The sequence below is a fragment of the Paenibacillus dokdonensis genome, assembly GCF_004916975.1.
GTDB classification, from domain to species: Bacteria; Bacillota; Bacilli; order Paenibacillales; family Paenibacillaceae; genus Paenibacillus_AQ; species Paenibacillus_AQ dokdonensis.
Genome location: NZ_STGQ01000001.1, coordinates 2,073,061 through 2,094,287 on the forward strand (window position 1 = coordinate 2,073,061; position 21,227 = coordinate 2,094,287).

The 21,227-nt window shown below is 43.3% G+C and carries 16 protein-coding genes and 1 other annotated feature; of the genes, 14 read left to right on the forward strand and 2 right to left on the reverse strand.

Annotation, left to right across the window (positions count from 1 at the left end):
* Positions 1 to 52: 52 nt before the first annotated feature.
* Positions 53 to 1,540: an MDR family MFS transporter gene (locus tag E6W40_RS09635; protein ID WP_246072937.1), complete on the reverse strand. Its 1,488-nt coding sequence runs from the start codon at positions 1,538 to 1,540 to the stop codon at positions 53 to 55.
* Positions 1,541 to 1,762: 222 nt separating this feature from the next.
* Between E6W40_RS09635 and E6W40_RS29420 the strand changes: the two genes are divergently transcribed.
* The 11 genes from E6W40_RS29420 to E6W40_RS09685 all read left to right on the forward strand — a co-directional run bounded on the left by E6W40_RS29420 (position 1,763) and on the right by E6W40_RS09685 (position 13,912).
* The gene (locus E6W40_RS29420) at positions 1,763 to 1,921 is read left to right on the forward strand and encodes a hypothetical protein (RefSeq protein ID WP_168928873.1); all 159 of its coding nucleotides are present in this window, start codon (positions 1,763 to 1,765) and stop codon (positions 1,919 to 1,921) included.
* A 189-nt stretch (positions 1,922 to 2,110) separates the two neighbouring features.
* On the forward strand, positions 2,111 to 2,443 hold the full coding sequence (locus E6W40_RS09640) for a hypothetical protein (RefSeq protein WP_136605285.1): 333 nt from the start codon (positions 2,111 to 2,113) through the stop codon (positions 2,441 to 2,443).
* A 147-nt stretch (positions 2,444 to 2,590) separates the two neighbouring features.
* Positions 2,591 to 3,088 (forward strand): GNAT family N-acetyltransferase, encoded by a 498-nt coding sequence (locus E6W40_RS09645; RefSeq protein ID WP_136605286.1) that lies wholly within the window; start codon positions 2,591 to 2,593, stop codon positions 3,086 to 3,088.
* Between the two features lie 93 nt (positions 3,089 to 3,181).
* Positions 3,182 to 3,442, forward strand: a binding site (T-box leader).
* Positions 3,443 to 3,631: 189 nt separating this feature from the next.
* Positions 3,632 to 4,717 (forward strand): aspartate-semialdehyde dehydrogenase, encoded by a 1,086-nt coding sequence (gene asd / locus E6W40_RS09650; protein WP_136605287.1) that lies wholly within the window; start codon positions 3,632 to 3,634, stop codon positions 4,715 to 4,717.
* A gap of 44 nt (positions 4,718 to 4,761) precedes the next feature.
* On the forward strand, positions 4,762 to 5,541 hold the full coding sequence (locus E6W40_RS09655; RefSeq protein ID WP_136605288.1) for a GNAT family N-acetyltransferase: 780 nt from the start codon (positions 4,762 to 4,764) through the stop codon (positions 5,539 to 5,541).
* 217 nt (positions 5,542 to 5,758) lie between these two features.
* Complete coding sequence (locus E6W40_RS09660; RefSeq protein ID WP_136605289.1) at positions 5,759 to 8,317, forward strand: glycosyl hydrolase family 95 catalytic domain-containing protein; 2,559 nt, start codon at positions 5,759 to 5,761, stop codon at positions 8,315 to 8,317.
* Positions 8,318 to 8,430: 113 nt separating this feature from the next.
* On the forward strand, positions 8,431 to 9,987 hold the full coding sequence (locus E6W40_RS09665) for an ABC-F family ATP-binding cassette domain-containing protein (protein ID WP_136605290.1): 1,557 nt from the start codon (positions 8,431 to 8,433) through the stop codon (positions 9,985 to 9,987).
* 165 nt (positions 9,988 to 10,152) lie between these two features.
* A complete protein-coding gene (locus E6W40_RS09670; RefSeq protein WP_211146988.1) occupies positions 10,153 to 10,947 on the forward strand; it encodes a carbohydrate-binding protein in 795 nt (264 codons plus the stop codon).
* A 63-nt stretch (positions 10,948 to 11,010) separates the two neighbouring features.
* Positions 11,011 to 11,394, forward strand: a complete 384-nt coding sequence (locus E6W40_RS09675) for a VOC family protein (RefSeq protein ID WP_211146989.1) — start codon at positions 11,011 to 11,013, stop codon at positions 11,392 to 11,394.
* A gap of 342 nt (positions 11,395 to 11,736) precedes the next feature.
* On the forward strand, positions 11,737 to 13,185 hold the full coding sequence (locus E6W40_RS09680) for an amino acid ABC transporter substrate-binding protein/permease (RefSeq protein ID WP_136605293.1): 1,449 nt from the start codon (positions 11,737 to 11,739) through the stop codon (positions 13,183 to 13,185).
* A complete protein-coding gene (locus E6W40_RS09685) occupies positions 13,178 to 13,912 on the forward strand; it encodes an amino acid ABC transporter ATP-binding protein (RefSeq protein ID WP_136605294.1) in 735 nt (244 codons plus the stop codon). The genes E6W40_RS09680 and E6W40_RS09685 overlap by 8 nt, the downstream gene beginning before the upstream one ends.
* Before the next feature lie 105 nt (positions 13,913 to 14,017).
* Here E6W40_RS09685 and E6W40_RS09690 read toward each other — a convergent pair whose 3' ends face one another.
* On the reverse strand, positions 14,018 to 16,999 hold the full coding sequence (locus E6W40_RS09690; RefSeq protein WP_246072938.1) for a hybrid sensor histidine kinase/response regulator: 2,982 nt from the start codon (positions 16,997 to 16,999) through the stop codon (positions 14,018 to 14,020).
* Positions 17,000 to 17,396: 397 nt separating this feature from the next.
* On the opposite strand from E6W40_RS09690, the gene E6W40_RS09695 reads away from it, so the two are divergent.
* From E6W40_RS09695 to E6W40_RS09705, 3 genes are all read left to right on the forward strand, one after another.
* Complete coding sequence (locus E6W40_RS09695) at positions 17,397 to 18,323, forward strand: VanZ family protein (protein WP_136605296.1); 927 nt, start codon at positions 17,397 to 17,399, stop codon at positions 18,321 to 18,323.
* A 311-nt stretch (positions 18,324 to 18,634) separates the two neighbouring features.
* Positions 18,635 to 19,510, forward strand: a complete 876-nt coding sequence (locus E6W40_RS09700; RefSeq protein WP_246072939.1) for a hypothetical protein — start codon at positions 18,635 to 18,637, stop codon at positions 19,508 to 19,510.
* 261 nt (positions 19,511 to 19,771) lie between these two features.
* Positions 19,772 to 21,175 (forward strand): vWA domain-containing protein, encoded by a 1,404-nt coding sequence (locus E6W40_RS09705; RefSeq protein WP_136605297.1) that lies wholly within the window; start codon positions 19,772 to 19,774, stop codon positions 21,173 to 21,175.
* The last annotated feature ends 52 nt before the right edge of the window (positions 21,176 to 21,227 follow it).

Genomic DNA, 21,227 nt, shown 5'->3' on the forward strand with positions numbered 1-21,227 from the left:
GGATACTGAGAAAAATACTGAATCAAGTGGTATAAGAGCTGCTGCTGTACATTTAATCCGCAGCCGTTTCTTTGCTGGATAATACCTCTTTTTTCAAGAACCAGCAGATCACAAAAGCAGCAATAATAAATCCGAGAGCAATCATGAACAAGTTGTGGAACGCATCCACGAACACGGTCTGTACCTTCACTATCAGATCCACAGACAGACCTTTCGGAATACCGCCTGTAGCCAGGTGCTCGGCACTTCCTGCAGGCAGTTGACCGCCGATAGACGAGACACCGTCCTTAATATGCTTGGCAAGCAAACTGCCAAAGACGCTGAGTCCAACGGTCGTACCAAGGGATTGAATCAGATTAACCGTACTGAGCGCAATCCCGCTGTTGTCCTTGGAAACAGATTCCTGGACGATCAAATTGTCCCCTCCGAATAAAGCGCCGAGTCCCAGACCTAAAGTGAAGAACGAAGCGACAATATATACAACCGAGGTGTGAATACCGATCTGTGTCAGTAAGAAGATGCCAATGACCGGAAGAATGAAACAGATAATAAACAGGTTTCGGTATGGAACCTTCGTGATCAGAAAACCATTCACGATGCTGGAGGGAATCGCGCCTGCCATAAAGGCGAGCATGAGATATCCCGATTCCGTCGGGGTTAATCCCATCACATTTTGGGCAAAGAATGGGAAAGTCGCAATTCCGCCCATAAGTCCGAGCATCAGAATAAATACCAGTAATGACAATACCACCACATTGCGGTTGCGGAACAGGTGAAGCGGAATGATCGGCTCCTTAACCCGCGACTCTATCCAGATAAATAAGCCAAGCAGCAGGACGCCGAGAATCAGCATTCCTGTAATTAACGGTGAGGACCATGCCAAGCCTTGATTATCCACCAAAACAGGCGACATCAGCAGTGACAGCAAGCCCATGGTAAGAACGGAAGAACCAAGCCAGTCAATCGTTTTCTTCTCATTGATGCGGGATTCCCGCATTCCTACACCAAGTACCAGGGCGGCAATCAGGCCGACAGGAATATTTATGAGGAATACCCAATGCCAGTTCACGTGGCCAACGAGGTAACCTCCCACCGTCGGTCCAAGCAGCTGCGGCACGATCATCATCGGACCGAATAAGCTTTGGATCTTGGCTCGTTGCTCCAGCGGGTAGGCATCCCCGATGATGACCAGAGCTATTGGCATGAGCCCACCGGCACCGATTCCCTGAATCCCCCGGCCAATCAGCAGCACCGTCATCGATGGTGCGAGTCCACAGACGATGGAGCCTGCGATAAACAAGCCCATACAACTTAAATAAATAACCTTCCGGCCATATATATCGGCCAATTTACCAAGGATCGGCATAAAGATAGTAGCCGCCAGCATGTATATCCCGGCCACCCATCCGTACAAAGCTAACCCATGCAGGTCACGGATAATGGTCGGCATGGCCGTTGAGACGACCGTTTCGTCCAGTTCAGCGAAGATGAGTCCGATCATCAAACCGATCAATATCAGCTTATTATGACTTGATTTCACTCCAAACTCCCTCATTTCTCTATATCTAATGTTCGAATAAAGCCATAATAAATGATATTTATGAACTGAATGTGAACTAGGGAGGATCTAAACTTACAAGCCTGTAAGGTTTGTGTAAGCCAAATAAATAGGAGGAATAACCAGCCCCTTTTATACTAGATGTAGGCTTTTGTTGGATGTTGCATTGACTTCATTAAGATGAGAGTATTGGAGGAGGTTATTATGGAAGAAAATCAACGTAGAGATATCTTTACAATCGTACTTTATACCATTTTGATATTTTATATTATGTATCTGAGTTTCACCAAACTGCATGAGCTGATTGACTGGGCTGCCCGGACGGGTGGACATTTGTTTAGTTTTTTGCGGCATTTTCTTTAGATTTATTACATTGTGCTTTTTGGCCATCTGGATGAATGGGTACTAACAACGTTGTCTTCATGAAGCGTTGTTTTTTTTATTCATAACCGCTTATTGGTCAGAGGGATTTAATACTTATAACCAACACCTTATTGATCTTGTTATATATAAAGAAAGTTACATTTATGAATTCAAGGGGGAATCACGTCCATGAAAATAAAAAGAAATTTACTCATCATGATATGCACATTGGTTTTCATAGGTGGTGGAGCAATGCTCTGGACTGTTGTTAGTGAAGCAATCACAAATCATCAATCACAAAAACCCAAGTACAGGCAACTAAATGCAGCGGAAAGACAACAATTGATGGATACTGTTAGTGGAATCATTACGAAGTACGGAACCTTCAAACTTACGTATACTACGGAACCATTGCCCGATGATGGAGTCGTTTATAGTATAAAAAAAATTAGAAAAGATACTCAGGTTGTTTTTGATAATGGCCATAGATATGACCGGGTGCCCGATGGAACGAAGTTCTAACTGTAACCCAAAACAAAGAAAAAGCATGCATATAGGTTTACAAATCAGGATAATTCAATTATATCCAAATTCTGCCTATCACTATAAAAGTACATAGTACATCATTAGTAAAAAACCATAAGTTCATCTTTATTAGGGGGAGAAAGAATGGAATTGCTTATTGAAAAGGTCGATCCTGATAAAAAAGAAATATTAAGAAATTTAATGACATTACATCTACACGACTTGTCCGAATTCATAAATAATATAGAGTTAAATCCGGACAAGGGATTATTCGAATTCGATATCTTGGACTGGTTTTTCGAGAAAGATGGATTATCACCGTTCTTCATTCATTTAGAAGGGAAACCCATCGGCTTTATCCTGTTACAAAGTGGTCCATTTTCCAACCAAGAATATGCTGATTATGTGTTGAATTCCTTCTTTATCCTTAGGAACCACAGAAGGAAAGGGTTCGGAAGATTAGCTTGTCAGAAGTTTTTTGAAATGTATCCAGGCAGATATGCAATTGGTCAAGCAGAGACCAACATTCCCGCCTTAAAATTCTGGAGAAAAGTTTATGAATCCAGTGGTATAAATACATATGAAAAAGAAGAAATTGAGGAAGGCATTAAAATCGTATATCAATACTTCAAAACATTTTAGTTCCTTATGCCAAATCATGCTCACACACGTATTGTTCTAAATATCAAAAAATTGTTTACCTCAGCGAGTTTTTTTTATATTATAATGCTAATATCAAATGCGATGACGAGATGAGTAGATAATTGGATTCTTTTACAGAGAGCTCCGTTAGCTGAAAAGGAGTAGAGAGTACATTATTGAATAAAGCCTCAGAGCAGCACCTCGGAACCTTATGTAAGGGGATGTCGTGCCAGGAGCTCCTGTTATAGAGCTAGAGTATATGCATGCATGATCATGCCTTACTCGAAGAGGTTGATATGGCGACATATTGGCGAATCTGGGGTGGTACCACGAGCATACAATCTCGTCCCTAAGACTACGGTCTTGGGGGTGGGATTTTTTTGTTGTATCCAAGTAAGTCGCAGCACATCTGTCAAAAATGCACACCAATTCAGACGACTTGAATAGTTATCTAGAAGAAGATCATTGCCTGCCTGATCCGTTCTACGGAATTTGGTGGATGCAATGAAACATGATGCCACTATCGAAAGGATTGAATATCTAATGTCAGAAAAGCTTAAAGTAGGTATTGTCGGAGGCACGGGTATGGTTGGTCAGCGCTTTGTTCAGTTGCTGGATCAGCATCCTTGGTTTAAAGTAACGGCCATTGCAGCGAGCAGCAGCTCTGCAGGTAAAACATATGAAGAATCTGTCCAAAGCAGATGGAAGTTGTCCACCCCCATTCCTGAAGATGTGAAAAACATTGTCGTACAGGATGCTTCGAAAGTGGAGGAAGTTGCCTCCCAGGTCGATTTTATTTTTTGTGCGGTCGATATGACAAAAAGCGAAATTCAAGCACTAGAAGAAGCATACGCGAAAACGGGCACGCCTGTTATTTCCAATAATTCAGCGCATCGCTGGACACCAGACATTCCGATGGTCATCCCGGAAATTAATCCAGGGCATATTGAAGTGATTGCCGCGCAAAGAAAACGGCTGGGAACGAAATCCGGTTTTATCGCGGTTAAGCCTAACTGTTCCATTCAGAGCTATGTACCTGCACTGCATGCATTGATGGATTACAAACCAACGCAGGTGATTGCTTCGACGTATCAAGCGATTTCCGGAGCCGGTAAAAACTTTACCGATTGGCCGGATATGTTAGATAACGTCATCCCATATATTGGCGGGGAGGAAGAGAAAAGCGAACAGGAACCGCTTCGCATATGGGGCAGCATTGTAAATGATGAAATCATAAAAGCATCTTCACCTTTAATTACGACGCAGTGTATTCGCGTTCCTGTAACTGATGGACATTTAGCTACCGTATTTGCATCGTTCGAGAACAAACCTTCGAAAGAAGAAATCCTTGATCGTTGGCGTCAATTCAAGGGACGTCCGCAGGAACTGGGTCTGCCAAGCGCACCGAAGCAGTTCATCACGTATTTTGAAGAAGACAACAGACCTCAGACGAAATTGGATCGGGACATTGAACGTGGTATGGGTGTGTCGGTAGGCAGATTGCGCGAGGATTCCATTTACGATTATAAATTTGTGGGACTATCGCATAATACATTGCGTGGTGCTGCAGGCGGCGCTGTTTTGATTGCTGAACTACTCAAAGCTGACGGGTACATTCAAGCCAAATAATAATGACTGTCAGTAACAGCATAATGTTGATAGGAGTAGAGAAGATGTTTCGCGAGTTAACGTCTACTGAGTTGGATACACTTTTGAGTTCGATCCACAGGGAACAGCATTTTCTATACTATTCATACCTTACACAACGTAAGCAAAATACAGTACATTACGGACATTATACAGACGAGGGTGAGCTGCTCGGCGTGATGGCCTATCTATGGGGACTTCCGTTTTATGCTTTTTCCGTGTATCCCATGAAGAAGTCATTTTGTCTCCGGTCGATGCTGTCGTTCATGAGAGAACAACTTGAACTGCCTAAAGACGCCGTCGGCAGCTTTATTATGAATGAAGAAGAGATGGAAGTTCTCTCCTCTCAGATCGAGTTTCTCAAGCCTCCCAAAAAATTGCTTCTCATGAAGCATATACATCATGGAGCCTTGCCGCCAGAAGATCAACGGGTCATGCGATTGGGAGCGCCTTATTTTGAACGCATTGAGTCGAAAATGAAAGCAATGCAAACCATGGCCTTTACAAAAGAGGAATTATGTAACCCGTTTTATGGCGTACTGGAACAAGAGGAATTGATCGCGGTAGGCGGATATCATATTTACAGTGAGGATTACGCCGAACTGGGGAATATCGGAACAGACGAGGCATGGAGAAGACAAGGATACGGTAAAATGGTGTGTGCTGAGCTGACCCGTAACGGCAGATCCGTTACATCAAATGTATATCTAAATGTCATCGAAGAGAATGTTGGAGCAATCGGACTTTATCGGTCGATCGGTTACGAGGTCATTTGCAATCAATTCATTGTTGAATTTGTAATCTAAAAAACAAACCCGTCTGATTCTTAGACGGGTTTTTGATTTTGGAATGTGAGATTACAATGCAACGAATAGGACAGTTCCATCAAGATATCTAATCGTAAAGCCATAATAAATCCCATGGACATCGTAATATATTCATATGGAGAACCACATCAACTCCTTTATGATGGGTAATGAAAGCGCTTGTTATTCCATTATGGGTTAGGGAGTGTGAATAATAGTGAAAAGAACGAATGCCGATTTAAAAATCAATTATGAGGAACTCGTATCGCGGGCAGATTTACACTATGAACATACAGTGAAACGAAGTGAAGGCGGAATACCGCTGGGAAATGGGAGAATGGGCAGCTTGCTGTGGACATCCCCTTCCGCCGTTAAATTTCAGGTCAACCGGGTGGATGTTTATGCAAACGACTGTGATACGAATAGCTTCAATCAGAGACATTCGGATTATGCTTATGCAAGTGCCTTTGTCGATATTGATTTTGTTGACTATGGAGAAGATGTTTTTCATGATGATCGAATCAAGCAGCATTTATGTCTATATGACGGAATAGCGGAGATTTCGGGTGATGGAGTGAAGACACAGGCTTATGCTTCAGCCAATCAAGATGTATTTGGAGTTCGAGTGCAGGACGAACGGGAAGCGCCCCAGGGAATCAATATTAAACTCAAAATGATGAGACCTGCGGAAGTTTTAACGAAAAACCATTCGGCCATTTCGAGTCTAAGCATGCGAGACGGGATGATTATATTACAACAGGAATTTAGGGAGGGCAGCTATTACTGCAGCTCCGCCGTTGCCATCGGAATTTATGGACGTGAATCCATCGCCAGAATGAATGATGAGTATGGAGGCCAGAAGCCTGTTGGAAGCTTTAGAGATAGCCAAGTGATTGGACAGCCGAACGAAACCGAAATGCGTTTATGCGTTAAGCCGGGTAAGGGATCATTTGATATTTTTATCGGTAGTGCCGCCAGCTTTGACGAAAGTGAGGATGTAGTCGAATCAGCAGTCGCTTTAGTGCAGAAGGCTATTGTAACCGGGTATGACATCATGCTGCAAGAACACAAAACTTGGTGGAATCAGTTCTGGAGGAAATCGTATATCCACTTAAGCAGTGAGGACAAGAGTGGAGAATTTGTAGAGCAGCATTACACTTATTATTTGTATCTGATGGCGTCAAACTCCAGAGGAGGGAATTTTCCTCCAAACTTTGGAGGCATGCTGCTTAGCCCACGGGGAGATCTCAGACACTGGGGAGCCATGCACTGGTGGAATAATATGAATCTGTACTATAACGCTGTGCTTCCATCAGGTCATAACGAGCTTTTTCACCCATATTTCAACATGTATACCTCGATGTACGATTCTTGCGCAGCGGCTGCAAAACAGCAATGGGGAAGTGAGGGCATCTACATACCCGAAGTCGTGACGTTTAATGGGATGGAGGAATTGCCGGAAGATATTGCAGCGGAAATGAGAGAACTGTATCTGGTCAGGAAGCCGTGGGATCAAATGTCTGACCGCTTTCGTGATTTTGCTTATTCGAAGCGCCCCCATGAAAGCCGATGGAATTGGAAGTATCATGAAAAATATGTGGATGGCAAATTAGTTTATGTAGAGAGAGGCTTCGGATCATTCGGTTTCACGACCCACATGTTCGCATCCCAAGTCGGAATTGCCTATCATTACTGGATGTATTATGAGTACACTCAAGACGCAGCCTGGTTGCGGGAACGGGCATACCCAATGATGAAGGGAGTTGCCGAGTTTTTCCGCCATTTCCCGAACCTGAAGAAGGATAAAGACGGCAAGTATCACATTTACAATACAACCAGTGACGAGAAATATTACGGTGGCAAAAATACAATGGACTCGATGGCGGGTATGCATACTATTTTCCCTATTGTCCTTAAGGCATCGGAGATCTTGGAAGTGGATGAAGAATTAAGACCTGTTTGGAAGGAGCTGTACGATCATCTTGCCCCAATGCCGCGCAGTGATCATCCTGATGCCGTTTTAAGAACTCAAGAAGGTGAGCCTGCTGTGTGGGTAGGTGCTCTGGGACCTGTACTGGATAACAAGAGCGGCATTGAGCTGAAGCCTGGCCGGTTCGGTAACCTCTGCTCGTTGGAAACGGCATACGACAACCCGGAAATGTTTGAGACGACGATGAACACAATTAAATTCCAGGAAGGACAGCTTGATTATGATTGGAGCCGTGCGGCGTCGGAAATGTCGAGCACTGCGCGCGTGCTGGCCCACATGGGATTGGCGGAACCTTTCAAGCAGGTCGTATTGGCCCAATTGGAATGCGTCAACGCAGAACGGGACTATTGTTATTTTACGGACACAGGCAGGGTGAAATCTTTTGAAAACAGATTAACCGTTAGAGAAGGGATTAACTGCATTAGCATTCAGCGATTAGGCAATGCTGCCTCCGCGCTTCAGGCGGCACTTTGCCAAAGCCAGCCTCCAGGTCCCGGTAAAGAATCGGTAATTCGAGTTTTTTCGGCATGCCCGGCGAATTGGGACGCAGAGATGTCTTTATGGTGCCACGGTGGTTTTGTCGTCACATCCGAGATTCATTCAGGCGTCATTCCGTATGTTAAGATCAGCTCTTCATTAGGAGGAATATGCAGAATCAGAAATCCCTGGGGTAAAGCAGAGGTTGGCTTGAACAGTGCGGCTGGCAGGGAATTAATTCTGAAAGGCTCATTATTGGTATTCGACACACGAAAAGACGAGGATATCGAACTACATGTATTAAACTAATCGAATTGTATGGCAAGATGCTCTGTTCATTAAATATGTTTATGCTTTATATTGAAATTTTCACTTCATCATGCTTATAATAGATCGATAAAAATAGAAAAAGGTGTCTATATATGAGCATATTAAATGTTGAAGGATTAAGTCATGGTTTTGGAGATCGCGCCATCTTTAAGGATGTTTCGTTTAGACTTCTAAAAGGCGAACATATCGGATTAATCGGTGCAAACGGCGAAGGCAAGTCTACTTTTATGAACATCGTTACGAACAAGCTGCAGCCGGATGAAGGCAAGGTCGAATGGTCTAAGCGGGTACGCGTGGGTTATCTTGATCAGCATGCAGTTTTGACGAAAGGCATGACCATTCAAGATGTACTCCGGGGTGCATTTCAATACTTGTTCGACCTTGAGCAAGAAATGAATGAAATGTATAACAAAATGGGGGAAGTTACACCGGAAGAGCTGGAGAAGCTGCTGGAGGAAGTCGGCACAATTCAAGATACGCTGACCAGCCAGGATTTTTATATGATTGATGCGAAGGTACAGGAGACAGCCCGCGGTCTTGGCATTACCGACATTGGACTCGACCGTGACGTTAATGACCTTAGCGGCGGTCAACGTACGAAAATCCTGCTCGCCAAGCTGCTGCTGGAAAAGCCGGATATTCTGCTCCTTGACGAGCCAACCAACTATTTGGACGAACAGCATATTGAATGGCTTAAGCGTTATCTGCAGGAGTATGAAAATGCATTTATTCTGATCTCGCATGATATTCCGTTTTTAAACAGCGTAATCAATTTGATTTACCATATGGAAAATCAAAAGCTGACCCGATATGTTGGTGATTACGATCAGTTCCAGCAAGTCTACGAAATGAGAAAACAGCAGCTTGAATCGGCGTATAACCGTCAGCAGCAAGAAATTGCGGACTTGAAGGATTTTGTTGCCCGTAACAAAGCTAGTGTGGCTACCCGGAATATGGCGATGTCCAGACAAAAGAAGCTCGACAAAATGGATGTTATTGAACTTTCGAAAGAAAAACCAAAGCCGCAGTTTAACTTCAAGGATGCCAAAGCTTCCGGAAAAGTGATTTTTGAAACGAAAGACTTGGTTATCGGCTATGACAGTCCTCTTTCCAGACCTCTTGATCTACAGATGGAACGTGGACAAAAGGTAGCGCTTGTTGGTGCGAACGGGATCGGGAAAACGACGCTCCTGCGCAGTATTTTAGGTGAAATCCCTGCATTATCCGGTTCTGTGGAGCTTGGCTACAATCAAGAGATCGGATATTTCGAACAAGAAATGAAAGAGGGAAATTACAACACTTGCATAGAGGAAATATGGGAGACTTTCCCATCCCTGAGCCAGTTTGAAGTGCGCGCTGCGCTGGCCAAATGCGGACTCACTACCAAGCATATTGAGAGCAAAATTGCTGTACTGAGCGGTGGGGAAAAGGCCAAGGTCCGTTTATGCAAGCTCATTAACAGGGAAACAAATCTGCTTGTTCTTGACGAACCGACGAACCATCTGGATGTAGATGCGAAAGATGAACTGAAGCGGGCCTTAAAAGCTTACAAAGGCAGCATTCTGATGATTTCTCACGAGCCTGAGTTTTATAATGATATTGCAACACATATTTGGAACTGCGAATCATGGACGACAAAAGTATTTTAAATGTCGTATTAATTCATCGTAATTATGCTCTAAACCCAAAAGCCGCATCAATGCGGATTTTGGGTTTTAAAGCTAGAAAGATTCAGGGCTATGCTAGCTTGATTGTAAGACAATAGGATATGATGGAGATGTTATCCAAATTTATGTAGACTAGGAGAATGCATAATGAATCAAATTACTCTCGAAGTTCAGAACGCAGATGGAATCATCCAGGCAACAAGCTCGGATCTTGGACAAGCCCATTTAGTTTACCGGGGATCCTACGTGCCTGGGGACGAGATTATTTTGAGAAGCGAAAATGAAAATGTATTTCTGGTCATTCAGCTTGATGATGCGATGGATCCAGCCTTTATTTATATGACAGGGCATGAGTACCGGTTCTATGTTCCTTTTAATGAGAAAAAGATATCATACTCCCCAAAATCATTCACAGGGGAATTGCATGTTCTGACTGCCCGCTCAGCAACGGAAGAAGAAATAAGTGCCTATAAAAATCTTGCATTAAATGTATATGACCAGCATGAAAACACTGCTTGTTTCCCGCATGCTTTTGCTAATGTGGAAACCCGCGGCGAATCCGTATTTGCGGCACGAAATGCCATTAACGGGAACAGTGTGAACTTCTCCCATGGAAAGTGGCCATTTGAGTCATGGGGAATCAATCAGAGGGAAGATGCAGAAATTACTGTGAACTTTGGAAGGACGGTGGAAATTGATAAGATCGCGTTGACGATCCGTGCAGATTTTCCTCATGATAATTACTGGGAACGGGTTACATTACTCTTCTCGGATGGCAGCAAGCACACTGCAGAATTGGTTAAGTCCCATTTGAAGCAAACCATTCAACTGGAGCGAAGAAAAGTAGAGTGGGTTACCTTAAAAGAGCTCATTAAGTCAGAAGATCCATCTCCGTTCCCGGCTTTGAGTCAGTTTGAAGTTTTCGGTCATGAAGTTTTGTGAACGCTTTCCTCGTTGAGAGAATGTGGTATTGGAGTAATTAATAAGTTCTAAGGAGGAATTACCGTGAAAATTTCACAAGTTCGATTATTAGTGCCTAATGTTCGAGATTGTTTTTTGTTTTATCGAGATCTACTTGGACTACAAGTCCTCCATGGTAATGAAGACACTCCATATGCTGAGTTTTTAACGGGGGACATACATATTGCGCTAGAGCCTCTTCTGGTGAATGAACCACGGGCAGCTTTACGTGAGTCAAATGAATTCAGTGCAAACGATCAAATTGCCATCATTTTCAGTGTGGATGATGTTGATGCAACTTACGATCAATTGAAGAGCAGAGATGTTGAGTTTGTAAAAGAACCGCATGACACTCCTGAATGGGGACATCGCGTAGCTTACTTTCGTGACCCTGCCGGGAACTTGATTGAGATTAATGGAGGAATTTAAAGTTAGCCTAAAAATCCAATAACACAAATTGTGTATAATTGGGCAATAAAACGGCGGCAGTCAAGGACAGGATTTTCTTGTCCACGACTGTCGCTGTTTCTGTTTTATGCCAGTCTGATTCTTATTTTTAAGGGAAGCCGTTTTTACGTATTTATGTTCTTAAAGCTGTGCATATATTTGCGGCCTTGTGCCAATCGTAAGATGAGGAAGTATAGGGTGAGATTCCATCATGGGTTATTCCAAAGTCATATTTTAAAGGTTATGAAAAAAGCAGCAATTGTTTAAGAAAGAATGATTAATGGGTAACTTTCTTAAGACGGTGTTTAACAAGAGGAGGACCCTATGAAAAAAATGCGGACATTCTTTATTATTATGTCTCTGCTGCTCTTAAGCATATCGGGCATGCCTTATTTAACAGCAAGCTCAGCGGCAGAGCCAGCCTCAGGTAAAACCTATCAAATAGGAACGGACGTTACGTTTGCTCCATTCGAATTCCAGGATGCTAACGGTAATTTCGTCGGTATCGATATGGATTTAATGGAGGCAATTGCCAAGGATCAGGACTTCAAGTTCGAAATCAAACCGTTGGGTTTTAACGCTGCTGTTCAAGCTTTGGAATCCCGTCAGGTTGACGGGGTCATTGCCGGCATGAGTATTACGGATGAACGTAAGCAAAAATTCGACTTTTCGGAGCCTTATTACAAATCAGGTGTGGTTATGGCTGTCCGCGAGGATCAAACAAAGGTTAAAGAATACGGAGATTTGAAGGGCAAGAAGGTTGCCGTGAAAACAGGTACCGAGGGCTATACCTTCGCACAATCCATTGCTTCGAAATATGGCTTTACCATCGTACCTTTCGACGAATCCGTTCAGATGTATGATGATGTTAAAACCGGAAATTCGATTGCGTGTTTTGACGACTTTCCCGTTCTTGCTTACGGGGTGAAACAAAAGAATGGGCTAAAGATCGTTACGAAGATGGAAGAAGGAGGATCCTATGGCTTTGCGGTCAGTAAAGGCCAGAATAAGGAGCTTCTCGAAAAATTCAATGCGGGTCTGGCTAATCTGCATGCAAACGGGGAGTATGAACGCATTACCGATAAGTACACCGGTGTAAATGCCGAAGAACCTGCCAAACAAAGCCGCTTGGGACTTATGGTGAATTCGCTGCCTCCGCTTCTTAAGGGGCTTGGCAAAACGTTGCTATATACGATCATATCCTTATTTTTTGCTTTCATTTTGGGCTTGATCTTCGGCTTCATGAAGGTGGGACAAAATAAGTGGCTGCGAAGCATCGCAACTGTATTTGTTGACCTTTTCCGCGGGATCCCGCTGATTGTACTTGCATTCTTCATCTATTTTGGCATTCCACAGGCTTTCGGATTCAAAATGCCTCTGTTCCTGGCGGCAGTGTTGACGCTGAGTCTTAATGCGGGCGCATACGTGACAGAGATTATACGCGGCGGCATCCAGTCCATTGACCGTGGTCAGATGGAGGCTGCAAGATCGCTTGGTTTACCTTACCGGAAAGCTATGATTAAAATTATCATACCGCAGGCGGTGCGCATCATGATTCCATCATTTATCAACCAGCTTGTTATCACACTGAAGGATACATCGATCCTTTCGGTCATTGGTCTTGTCGAACTGACGCAATCCGGCAAAATCATTATCGCAAGAACGTTTGAGTCATTCATTATTTGGGCTGAGGTCGCGATCTTGTATCTGATTGTCATCACGATTCTGACCAAAATATCGAATCGCCTGGAAAGGAAGATGAGTAATGGGTAAAATCCGGGTAGAGGCATTAAAGAAGAGTTATGGAGCGAATGAGGTGCTGAAAGGCATCGACTTGGAGGTAAAAGAGGGCGAAGTAGTTTGCGTAATTGGACCTTCCGGATCAGGAAAAAGCACCTTCCTTCGCTGCATCAATCGACTGGAAGACATGACAGCGGGTACCGTGATCGTAGATGATCGGGATATTAACGATCCCAAAACCAACATTAATAAGGTACGGGAGAATATCGGGATGGTGTTTCAGCATTTTAACCTATTCCCTCACTTCAACGTCCTGAAAAATATCATGTTCGCTCCCCTGGAACTTGGAAAACAATCTGAAAAAGAGGCGCGTGCCACGGCGCTGCGGCTTCTGGAGCAGGTTGGACTATCGGATAAAGCGGATGCATTCCCAAGCCAACTGTCGGGTGGTCAGAAGCAGCGGGTGGCCATTGCCAGGGCACTAGCGATGAATCCCGACATCATGTTGTTCGATGAGCCTACGTCGGCGCTGGACCCGGAGATGGTCGGCGAGGTGCTCGGTGTCATGAACGATTTGGCACGAGAGGGGATGACCATGATGATCGTGACACATGAGATGGGCTTTGCCCGCGAGGTGGCCGACCGGGTCATCTTTATGGACGGAGGTTACATTGTTGAGGAAGGGTCGCCTGATCAAGTGTTTGGCAGTCCTAAGCATGAACGCACCATCAGCTTTTTGGAGAAGGTGCTGAAAGCTTAATCAATATCGAGTAAATCATACACATAAAAAGCCGCTCTTTGCGGCTTTTTTATTTTGAAATAGCAATCCAAAGGAAATTGCAACATGCGGCAACAGATTGGATTGCTAGATAGGTTTATCCGGAATGGCAAACGACACCGTCGTCCCTTCATTGGGCTTACTGGAAATGGACAAGCCTTGTCCGTACAATTGTATCAATCTTCTATTGGTATTGGAGAGTCCAATACCGCTTTTTTCCTTGATAGTTGGACTCAACAGCTGGTTAACCTTTTCTTGTTCCATCCCCTTACCATTATCGTATACTTCAATAAGCGTGAAGCTATTCTGGCGGGTAATCCGAATACGAACGGTACCACCCTTGTCCTGACTGAGGAGGCCATGCTTGACCGCATTTTCAATCAGCGGTTGAATCGAAAGTGGAGGGAGCAGTATGTTGATGTCTGATTCAACTTCCCATACAACAGACAACCTGTCTTCAAATCGCTCTTTTTCAATATACAAATAGGCTTCGGCCAGCTCCAGTTCATGGGAAAGCTCAACCAGTTCATCTGTATTAATAAAATCAAAGCTGATCCGCAAAAAAGATGCAAACGCTTCTCCCATATTTTGCATTTTCCCCATGTCGATCTCACTAAGTGCCATAATTGAATTCAGCGTGTTGAACAGGAAATGGGGATGAATTTGTGCCTGCAAGTAAGCGGCCTCCATGCGCAAGCGTTCATTTATTGATTGCTTCATCGTGGTCAACGCCCTGATTCTGTATTTTAATTCCAGAGCATCTACAGGCTTCGTAACATAATCATTCGCTCCCGACGAGAATCCCGTGTAGATGTCAACAGGCTGACTCCGTGCAGTTAGCAGCAAAACCGGAAGCTCCGATACGGAATAATGCTCTCTTACTCTCTGGGTGAGCTCATAGCCGGACATCGTTGGCATCATGACATCGGCAATTAGCAGATCCCATTGCCGTGTACCCAATAATTCCAACACTTCACGAGCGGAATTAGCTGTTGTAATGATATAAGGTTCCGTTGAAAGGATTTCAACGAGTACATTCAGATTAACGGGGTCGTCATCAACGGCAAGAATATTCAGCTTCCTCACACTCAATAGCGGTGGAATATGCAGGGTAGTTGCAAGCTCGCCAATTGCGCTATTCGGAAAAGTGAATCCATGGGCTTCATTTTCAGTTACGTCCATGATCTGGTGTAGAGGGACAGAGCCCAGCGGCAATGGAGAAGTCGATACGTTAGCTAACGGCAGATCAAAACTAAATACGGAACCCTTACCCAGTTCGGAGCGAACTGTCAATGCACCGCTATGCAGTTCAACCAACTGCCTGCATATGCTTAAACCTAGTCCAATTCCTCTTCCATCGTTTATTCCATACGTCCCTTGTTCATATGGCAGAAACACTCTCGCCAGTGTTTCCTCATCCATGCCGACACCGGTATCGGAGACATGAATGATGGCATTCCCGTCCCGTGTTTCAGCGGAAATGGAGATAATCCCTTCTTCCGTATATTTGAGTGCGTTATGTAACAGGTTATACAAAATTTGTACGAGTCTTTTCTCATCGGCCATGACCATCGGCATGGATTCCGCGATATCCAATTGCATTTGGATGGGTTTACCTTCAGTCATAAATTGTAACATCGCAATTATGCCGGGAATAATGGATTGAATCTTTAAAGACTCTTGCTGCAGCTCAATGCGGTGTTCGCGAAGTCGTGCGGCATCAAGAAGATCACCAAGCATATAAGACATACGACGACTTATAGTTATTAGCAGATCCATATTCTTCACGCTTCTTTCATTCATCTTCCCTTTCTCATGGGTTACAACAGCCTGAGCGATATTCATAATGCCATGCAGCGGTGTTCTCAGTTCATGCGATGTATTGGCAAGAAATTGGTCTTTCAGCTTATCGGCTATTTTCAACTGCTCGTTAAGCTTGATATTTTCCCTGGAATTACGGAAGAATTTTTTAAACCAATACGTTGAAAATCCGGTAATGGCCACAATGATATCAATTGGATAGTAAACGGTAGTAACGTTTTTGAGAGACTCCACAATGCTCCATGACAAGTTGGATATGATGCCGACGGCGGATAGCAGTAAAAAGACGACGTCTTTGGCCATGGACTTCTTGAAAATCATTGTTCCAACGATATAAATAAACCAAGCAAATGGAATGAAATAAAAGACAATAAATACCTTATATTCGACCGCTCCATGTACCAATGAAGCCGGCGCTGCCATAAGAAAGACTGAAAAGAATACTAATGCCGCGGTGTATGCTCGCAGCCATACGTTTTGCGGATTTATCAAAGAAAGCCTTCTAAATATAAGAAGAATAAAAAGATTTTGCCACAGGAGGGCGATCAGCCTGATCTTGATCGCCCATGTGTAATTGATTGGCACCCATAGCAAGAGGACGTTATCATGACCAATCGTAACGGCTACTCCAACAACGAACATTAAGAGACCTGTAGTGAACAAAGCCCTCTCTTGAGGATTGAAGAAGTATAGAATACAAGCATACAAGCTGTGCAGCAGCAAAATAATGAGTGTAACCAGTTGAAACCCGATAGAATACCAGCGTGCATAGTCGATCGCTGCCTGAGAGCCAAAGCGAATGGAACGCAGGATACCGCCGTTATATGGCTCGTCGAAATTGGCGACGTGTATAAGCAAGTGTATTTCAGTTGTTCCTTCCTTTGCGTAAGAAGCAGTATAAGAGACATTCTTGGGGGTATATTCATTAGCGCTCATGGAAGGCTTGCCGATACTGTGAAATTTCACCTCATTCATTTCGACTTCCGATGAAGCTTCAATTCCCTGAAGCCAGAGCGCTACGGGCTGTTCCAGTGGATCAATCAAAATACGCAGCAAATATGTTCCGTACCCGTAGGAGGAACTTGAATCTTTATTCAGTTGATTTCTCCAGTCACCAGGCACCTGGATATTGCTGAATCGAGTTTGCTCCGGCTGTATATCCTCATATGAAATGAATTGATCAGGGTAAAAATGCCATTGACCATCCAAAAAGAATGAGGTGGATTTCTCCAAATCCAAACCGCGCATGTCAAGAACCCCATTGATGGCATGTGGATGCTCCGCAGTGGAAAATAATTCAGACCAGGCCCATCGAAGACTGAGTACAACACTGACAAATAATAGAAACATAGCTAAGTATTTAAAGGTGGGATAGTTTTTCATTCGCATCATAATACGATGGAATTCGACATAATTAGTTTATATTCCTTTATTGATCGCGTTATAAGGATGATGTCACAAGATAAGCCGAAATAACGTAATTATTCGCCCAATGCTTGCTTACAGACCTGTAAGGAACGTGTAACCGAAATCAATAGGATAAATAGCGATCTCCTTTTAGAATTGAGATATGTCTATGTTGGAGCCCCATGGCTTATATCATTTTTTGTAGTCGAAAATTTCACTCGAAAATAAAGGAGTTACTATGGAAACAAAATTACGGAAGATCATCTTTGCAGGAATCATTTTGTACACGTTTCTGATATTATATTTTTTGTTTTTTGCTTTTAATAGATTAGATCATGAATACTCTGAGTATGGATATGATTTTATGCTTATTCCAGAATCGGTTCCGATTCTATTTCCCAACCTGTCTGATCTATCATTTTCGTGGATATTTAACTTGGGAAACATAGCTGCTTTTATTCCATATGGTATAGTAATACCTTTGTTGTATCGTACACATCTTGTGAAATTCATATCCGTGTTTGTCCTGACGATTCTTGTACTGGAAACTCTTCAATCGTTAACGTTTCTTGGTACTTTTGACGTAGATGATGTAATCTCAAATACGTTAGGTGCAGGGATCGGATTTTGTGCGTATAAGGTAGGACTTACTATAAAAGTTTTTTGGAAAAAGCTCATGGCAATGGGGTTGACGATTGTTGTTCTATTGGTAGGAATTATGGGAATCTCCGAAATCATTAATTATGCTGTGGAAAAAAGAGAAGGACCTGTTCACGCATTAAATGAAGTGAAAGAAATTACGGGAAGTATGCCTATGACGAAAGATCTTCCCGGCTTTACTGTCGCAGGCAAGAAAATAGAACCAAAAATGAATTTATATAGCAGTGAGGGTCAAGATACTAAAAAATATACTTATATTTTGGGGGAAAAGAAGGATATTCTGTTTTACTCATCTTTTGGAATTCCTGACAATGGGGACGATCATGGTGAACTAATCATCGCAGTGGATGGTAAGGAGATCGTTCAATACAATGAACAATATTATCAAGATATGGAAACGATAGATTTTTCAATGAATTCAGTTCATGAAATTACTATTACGCTTAAAGGAAACGCAAAGCTGTGGGATGTTAAGTTTAGTGAAATGAAGCATTGGTGGGAATGACAAACAGCTATGGTCCTTAGCAGCTTCGGATTTCATTGTTCATAGACAACGGGCATACTATGACGATAGGCCTAGAGTCATTTTAAAGCATTTTAACTGCCGTGTATAAAGTGGTTGACTTGGACGATGTGAGCAGTCATTCACAGATATCGGATGAAATTCGCCAAATTTTATAGCCTAAAAGAATCATTTTTCCGGGAATATCGTCGAAAAGGTTGTATGCCAAGCACTGGGTATAATACGATCAGACCAAGCCTTTTTATTCGTGAAAGCGAACAAAGTGAATCACGACGAAAACGGAGGAATATGTAATGAAAATAACGATGGCCATTATGTCAAAATATTTATTGGGAGGCGTCTGCTTGCTTGGTATCGGCTGTTCCGAACAGAAACCGAGCGCGACGGAGGCATCCGCAAAACCTGAGGTATCCGGCAACGAAATCAGGGTTCCGCACAATGAGAGCCTGCTTCTTTCGACGGACAAAAAGTGGATTGCGCAGGAGGGGCATCTGTCCGATTTAATCAGGCTGCAATGGACTGCGGATCGGGCCAAGCCGGCGATCGTCTGGGCAGATGAGAAAGGCAATGACAAGACGGCGATCATTTCCCATGACAAGGCAAATGATCCGAAGCAGCATGACCATAAGCATATCTCGTTCGAAACGACGATGTCGCCAACCGGAAAATATGCAAACCAGCTGTTTACTCGGTTTGAAATCCCTTTCGACACCGATATCAGTGAGATCCGCACCCATTCGTCCAACTTCAATGTGATGAGCGGCATTTTGCGGGTAGCAGGGGAAGCCGAGACGAACCGGGACATCCAGTTCAGCGTTGCCGGCAAGGATAATGCAACGACACCGAGATGGGCCGTTCGCGCGGACAGCTCGAAGGAAGCAGGCGATAACACGGGGGCTGACCTGCAGTTCGTCCGTTACGGCGATGATGGAAAAGTGGTTGATTCCGCGCTTACCATGCAGCGCAGCGGCGGCAATGTCGGGATAGGCACGAGTGAACCTGACACCAAGCTAGATGTAAATGGGGACAAGCTGCGTATCCGTGACAAATATACGCCCGCTTCATCCAGTGCTCCCTGCAGTCAGGGACAGATGTCTTGGGACGACCAACATGTATATGTTTGCGTTGCTCCAAACAGCTGGAAACGGACGGAACTGTCGTCCTGGTAACTTCACAATACCAATGAGCGCAGAGCAGCACTCTAGGGAAACATTTGTGTTTGCAGACTGCTGTCTGAGGATGTTTGACAGGAATATATTCAAATAAAGCTGCGTATATCGCAGCTTTTTTTATTTTAAGAATATAAGTTCTCGTCCATACCGAAAGACAAAAACCCATCATGAATTAGGACTGTCCCTTTTAACAAACAGTTGTGAAAAGTAAACATAATTTGGTAGTATGTAAAAAGATTGTTAATCGGAGGTGAGTTTATGATTCGAAGGTCAGTCTTAATATTTGTAATGTTAATCATATTCCTTGCGGGTTGTAGTAAGGAAACAGAAAAGAATGCCTCAGAAATTCAGAACTCCTCAGAGTCAGATCAAAGTAAAGCAACCTCAGACGTTCAGCCCCCTTCAGATTCAACTCAAAGTGAACCGAGTTCAGAAGATCAGAGCCCAACGGACTCCAATCAAACTGAGCCTCAAACTTCCTCAACAGATGAACAAATCTTAATGAAAACTCCAGGACGTTTTGCTGGTTCTAACTATAATGAACAGAAAGTTCAGGCTGCTCTGGATCAATTACCAAGTAATTTGACGGCTGATCAGTACAAGGAAGAGCTTCTCCTCCTATTGGCTGAGGATTATCGCCCTTATGTGACTATTTTCAATAATTTTGAAACCGAAGTTAAAGTGAATAATGAGCGACCTGATGATAAGATCACTCTACCCACAAGTAAGAAGCTGCACATTTCAATCTTACTTGATGCCAGTGGCAGCATGAAAGCGCAGATCCATGGCAAATCAAAGATGGACTCTGCCAAAGAAGCTATTCAGAGCTTCGCAGATAAATTACCCCAAAATGCAGAGGTGTCTTTACGGGTATATGGACATAAAGGAACAGGAAGTCAGAAAGATAAACAAGTATCATGTAACAGTACAGAAGAAATATTTCATGGCCAAGGTGACCAAACAAATCAAATGAAAACGGCACTTCAAGGGGTAAAACCGGCTGGATGGACACCCATTGCAAATGCACTGAAATCTGTAAAACAAGATATTAATCCTGAAACAACCGATTCGGTCGTGTATGTAGTTAGTGATGGAATTGAAACATGTGGAGGTAATCCGGTACAGATAGCCAAAGAACTCAACCAATCCAAAGTGAAGACCGTTGTAAACATTATTGGCTTTAACGTGGATAACGAAGGACAGAAATTGCTTCGACAAGTTGCTACATCTGGTGGTGGAGAGTTCACTTCCGTAGATAATGACGAATCACTAAAAAATTATCTCAATAAAGCATATTCCAAATTACAAGGCGAGTGGACGATGTGGAAAGAAAAAGGAGAAGGACAGGCAAATACACAAAAAGAAAAGAAGCAGGGAACGATCAATAATACAGAAACAGATATGCAAATACTAGCGAATAAAGAATATGATCATCTGCTAGCAGCCCTTAGGTATCTGGAAACTAAAAGAGGAAAGGCTATCCCTCACGGTGAGCTCTGGATGCAGATTAATGAACGTAAGGGTTTCGCATGGACTTATGCTCGTGATACCAAGAGGCGTTTGTATGACGAAGTCACTAAAAGTGGAAATCAGGTTTATGACGATATCAAGGATGAAGGTGACAAGAATATCGATGATCTGAAAAACAAGAAAAATAACTAGCGGCTGTATCTAATGACATAAAAGCCTTAACCACTAAAAGTCTGATTTCTTC

What these genes read in the sequence shown, in the direction of transcription:
- E6W40_RS29420 (WP_168928873.1), top strand. Translation starts at nt 1,763, where the DNA reads ATGGAAGAAAATCAACGTAGAGATATCTTTACAATCGTACTTTATACC.
- E6W40_RS09640 (WP_136605285.1), top strand. Translation starts at nt 2,111, where the DNA reads ATGAAAATAAAAAGAAATTTACTCATCATGATATGCACATTGGTTTTC.
- E6W40_RS09645 (WP_136605286.1), top strand. Translation starts at nt 2,591, where the DNA reads ATGGAATTGCTTATTGAAAAGGTCGATCCTGATAAAAAAGAAATATTA.
- asd (WP_136605287.1), top strand. Translation starts at nt 3,632, where the DNA reads ATGTCAGAAAAGCTTAAAGTAGGTATTGTCGGAGGCACGGGTATGGTT.
- E6W40_RS09655 (WP_136605288.1), top strand. Translation starts at nt 4,762, where the DNA reads ATGTTTCGCGAGTTAACGTCTACTGAGTTGGATACACTTTTGAGTTCG.
- E6W40_RS09665 (WP_136605290.1), top strand. Translation starts at nt 8,431, where the DNA reads ATGAGCATATTAAATGTTGAAGGATTAAGTCATGGTTTTGGAGATCGC.
- E6W40_RS09670 (WP_211146988.1), top strand. Translation starts at nt 10,153, where the DNA reads ATGAATCAAATTACTCTCGAAGTTCAGAACGCAGATGGAATCATCCAG.
- E6W40_RS09680 (WP_136605293.1), top strand. Translation starts at nt 11,737, where the DNA reads ATGAAAAAAATGCGGACATTCTTTATTATTATGTCTCTGCTGCTCTTA.
- E6W40_RS09685 (WP_136605294.1), top strand. Translation starts at nt 13,178, where the DNA reads ATGGGTAAAATCCGGGTAGAGGCATTAAAGAAGAGTTATGGAGCGAAT.
- E6W40_RS09690 (WP_246072938.1), bottom strand. Translation starts at nt 16,999, where the DNA reads ATGCGCGGTTTGGATTTGGAGAAATCCACCTCATTCTTTTTGGATGGT.
- E6W40_RS09695 (WP_136605296.1), top strand. Translation starts at nt 17,397, where the DNA reads ATGGAAACAAAATTACGGAAGATCATCTTTGCAGGAATCATTTTGTAC.
- E6W40_RS09700 (WP_246072939.1), top strand. Translation starts at nt 18,635, where the DNA reads ATGAAAATAACGATGGCCATTATGTCAAAATATTTATTGGGAGGCGTC.
- E6W40_RS09705 (WP_136605297.1), top strand. Translation starts at nt 19,772, where the DNA reads ATGATTCGAAGGTCAGTCTTAATATTTGTAATGTTAATCATATTCCTT.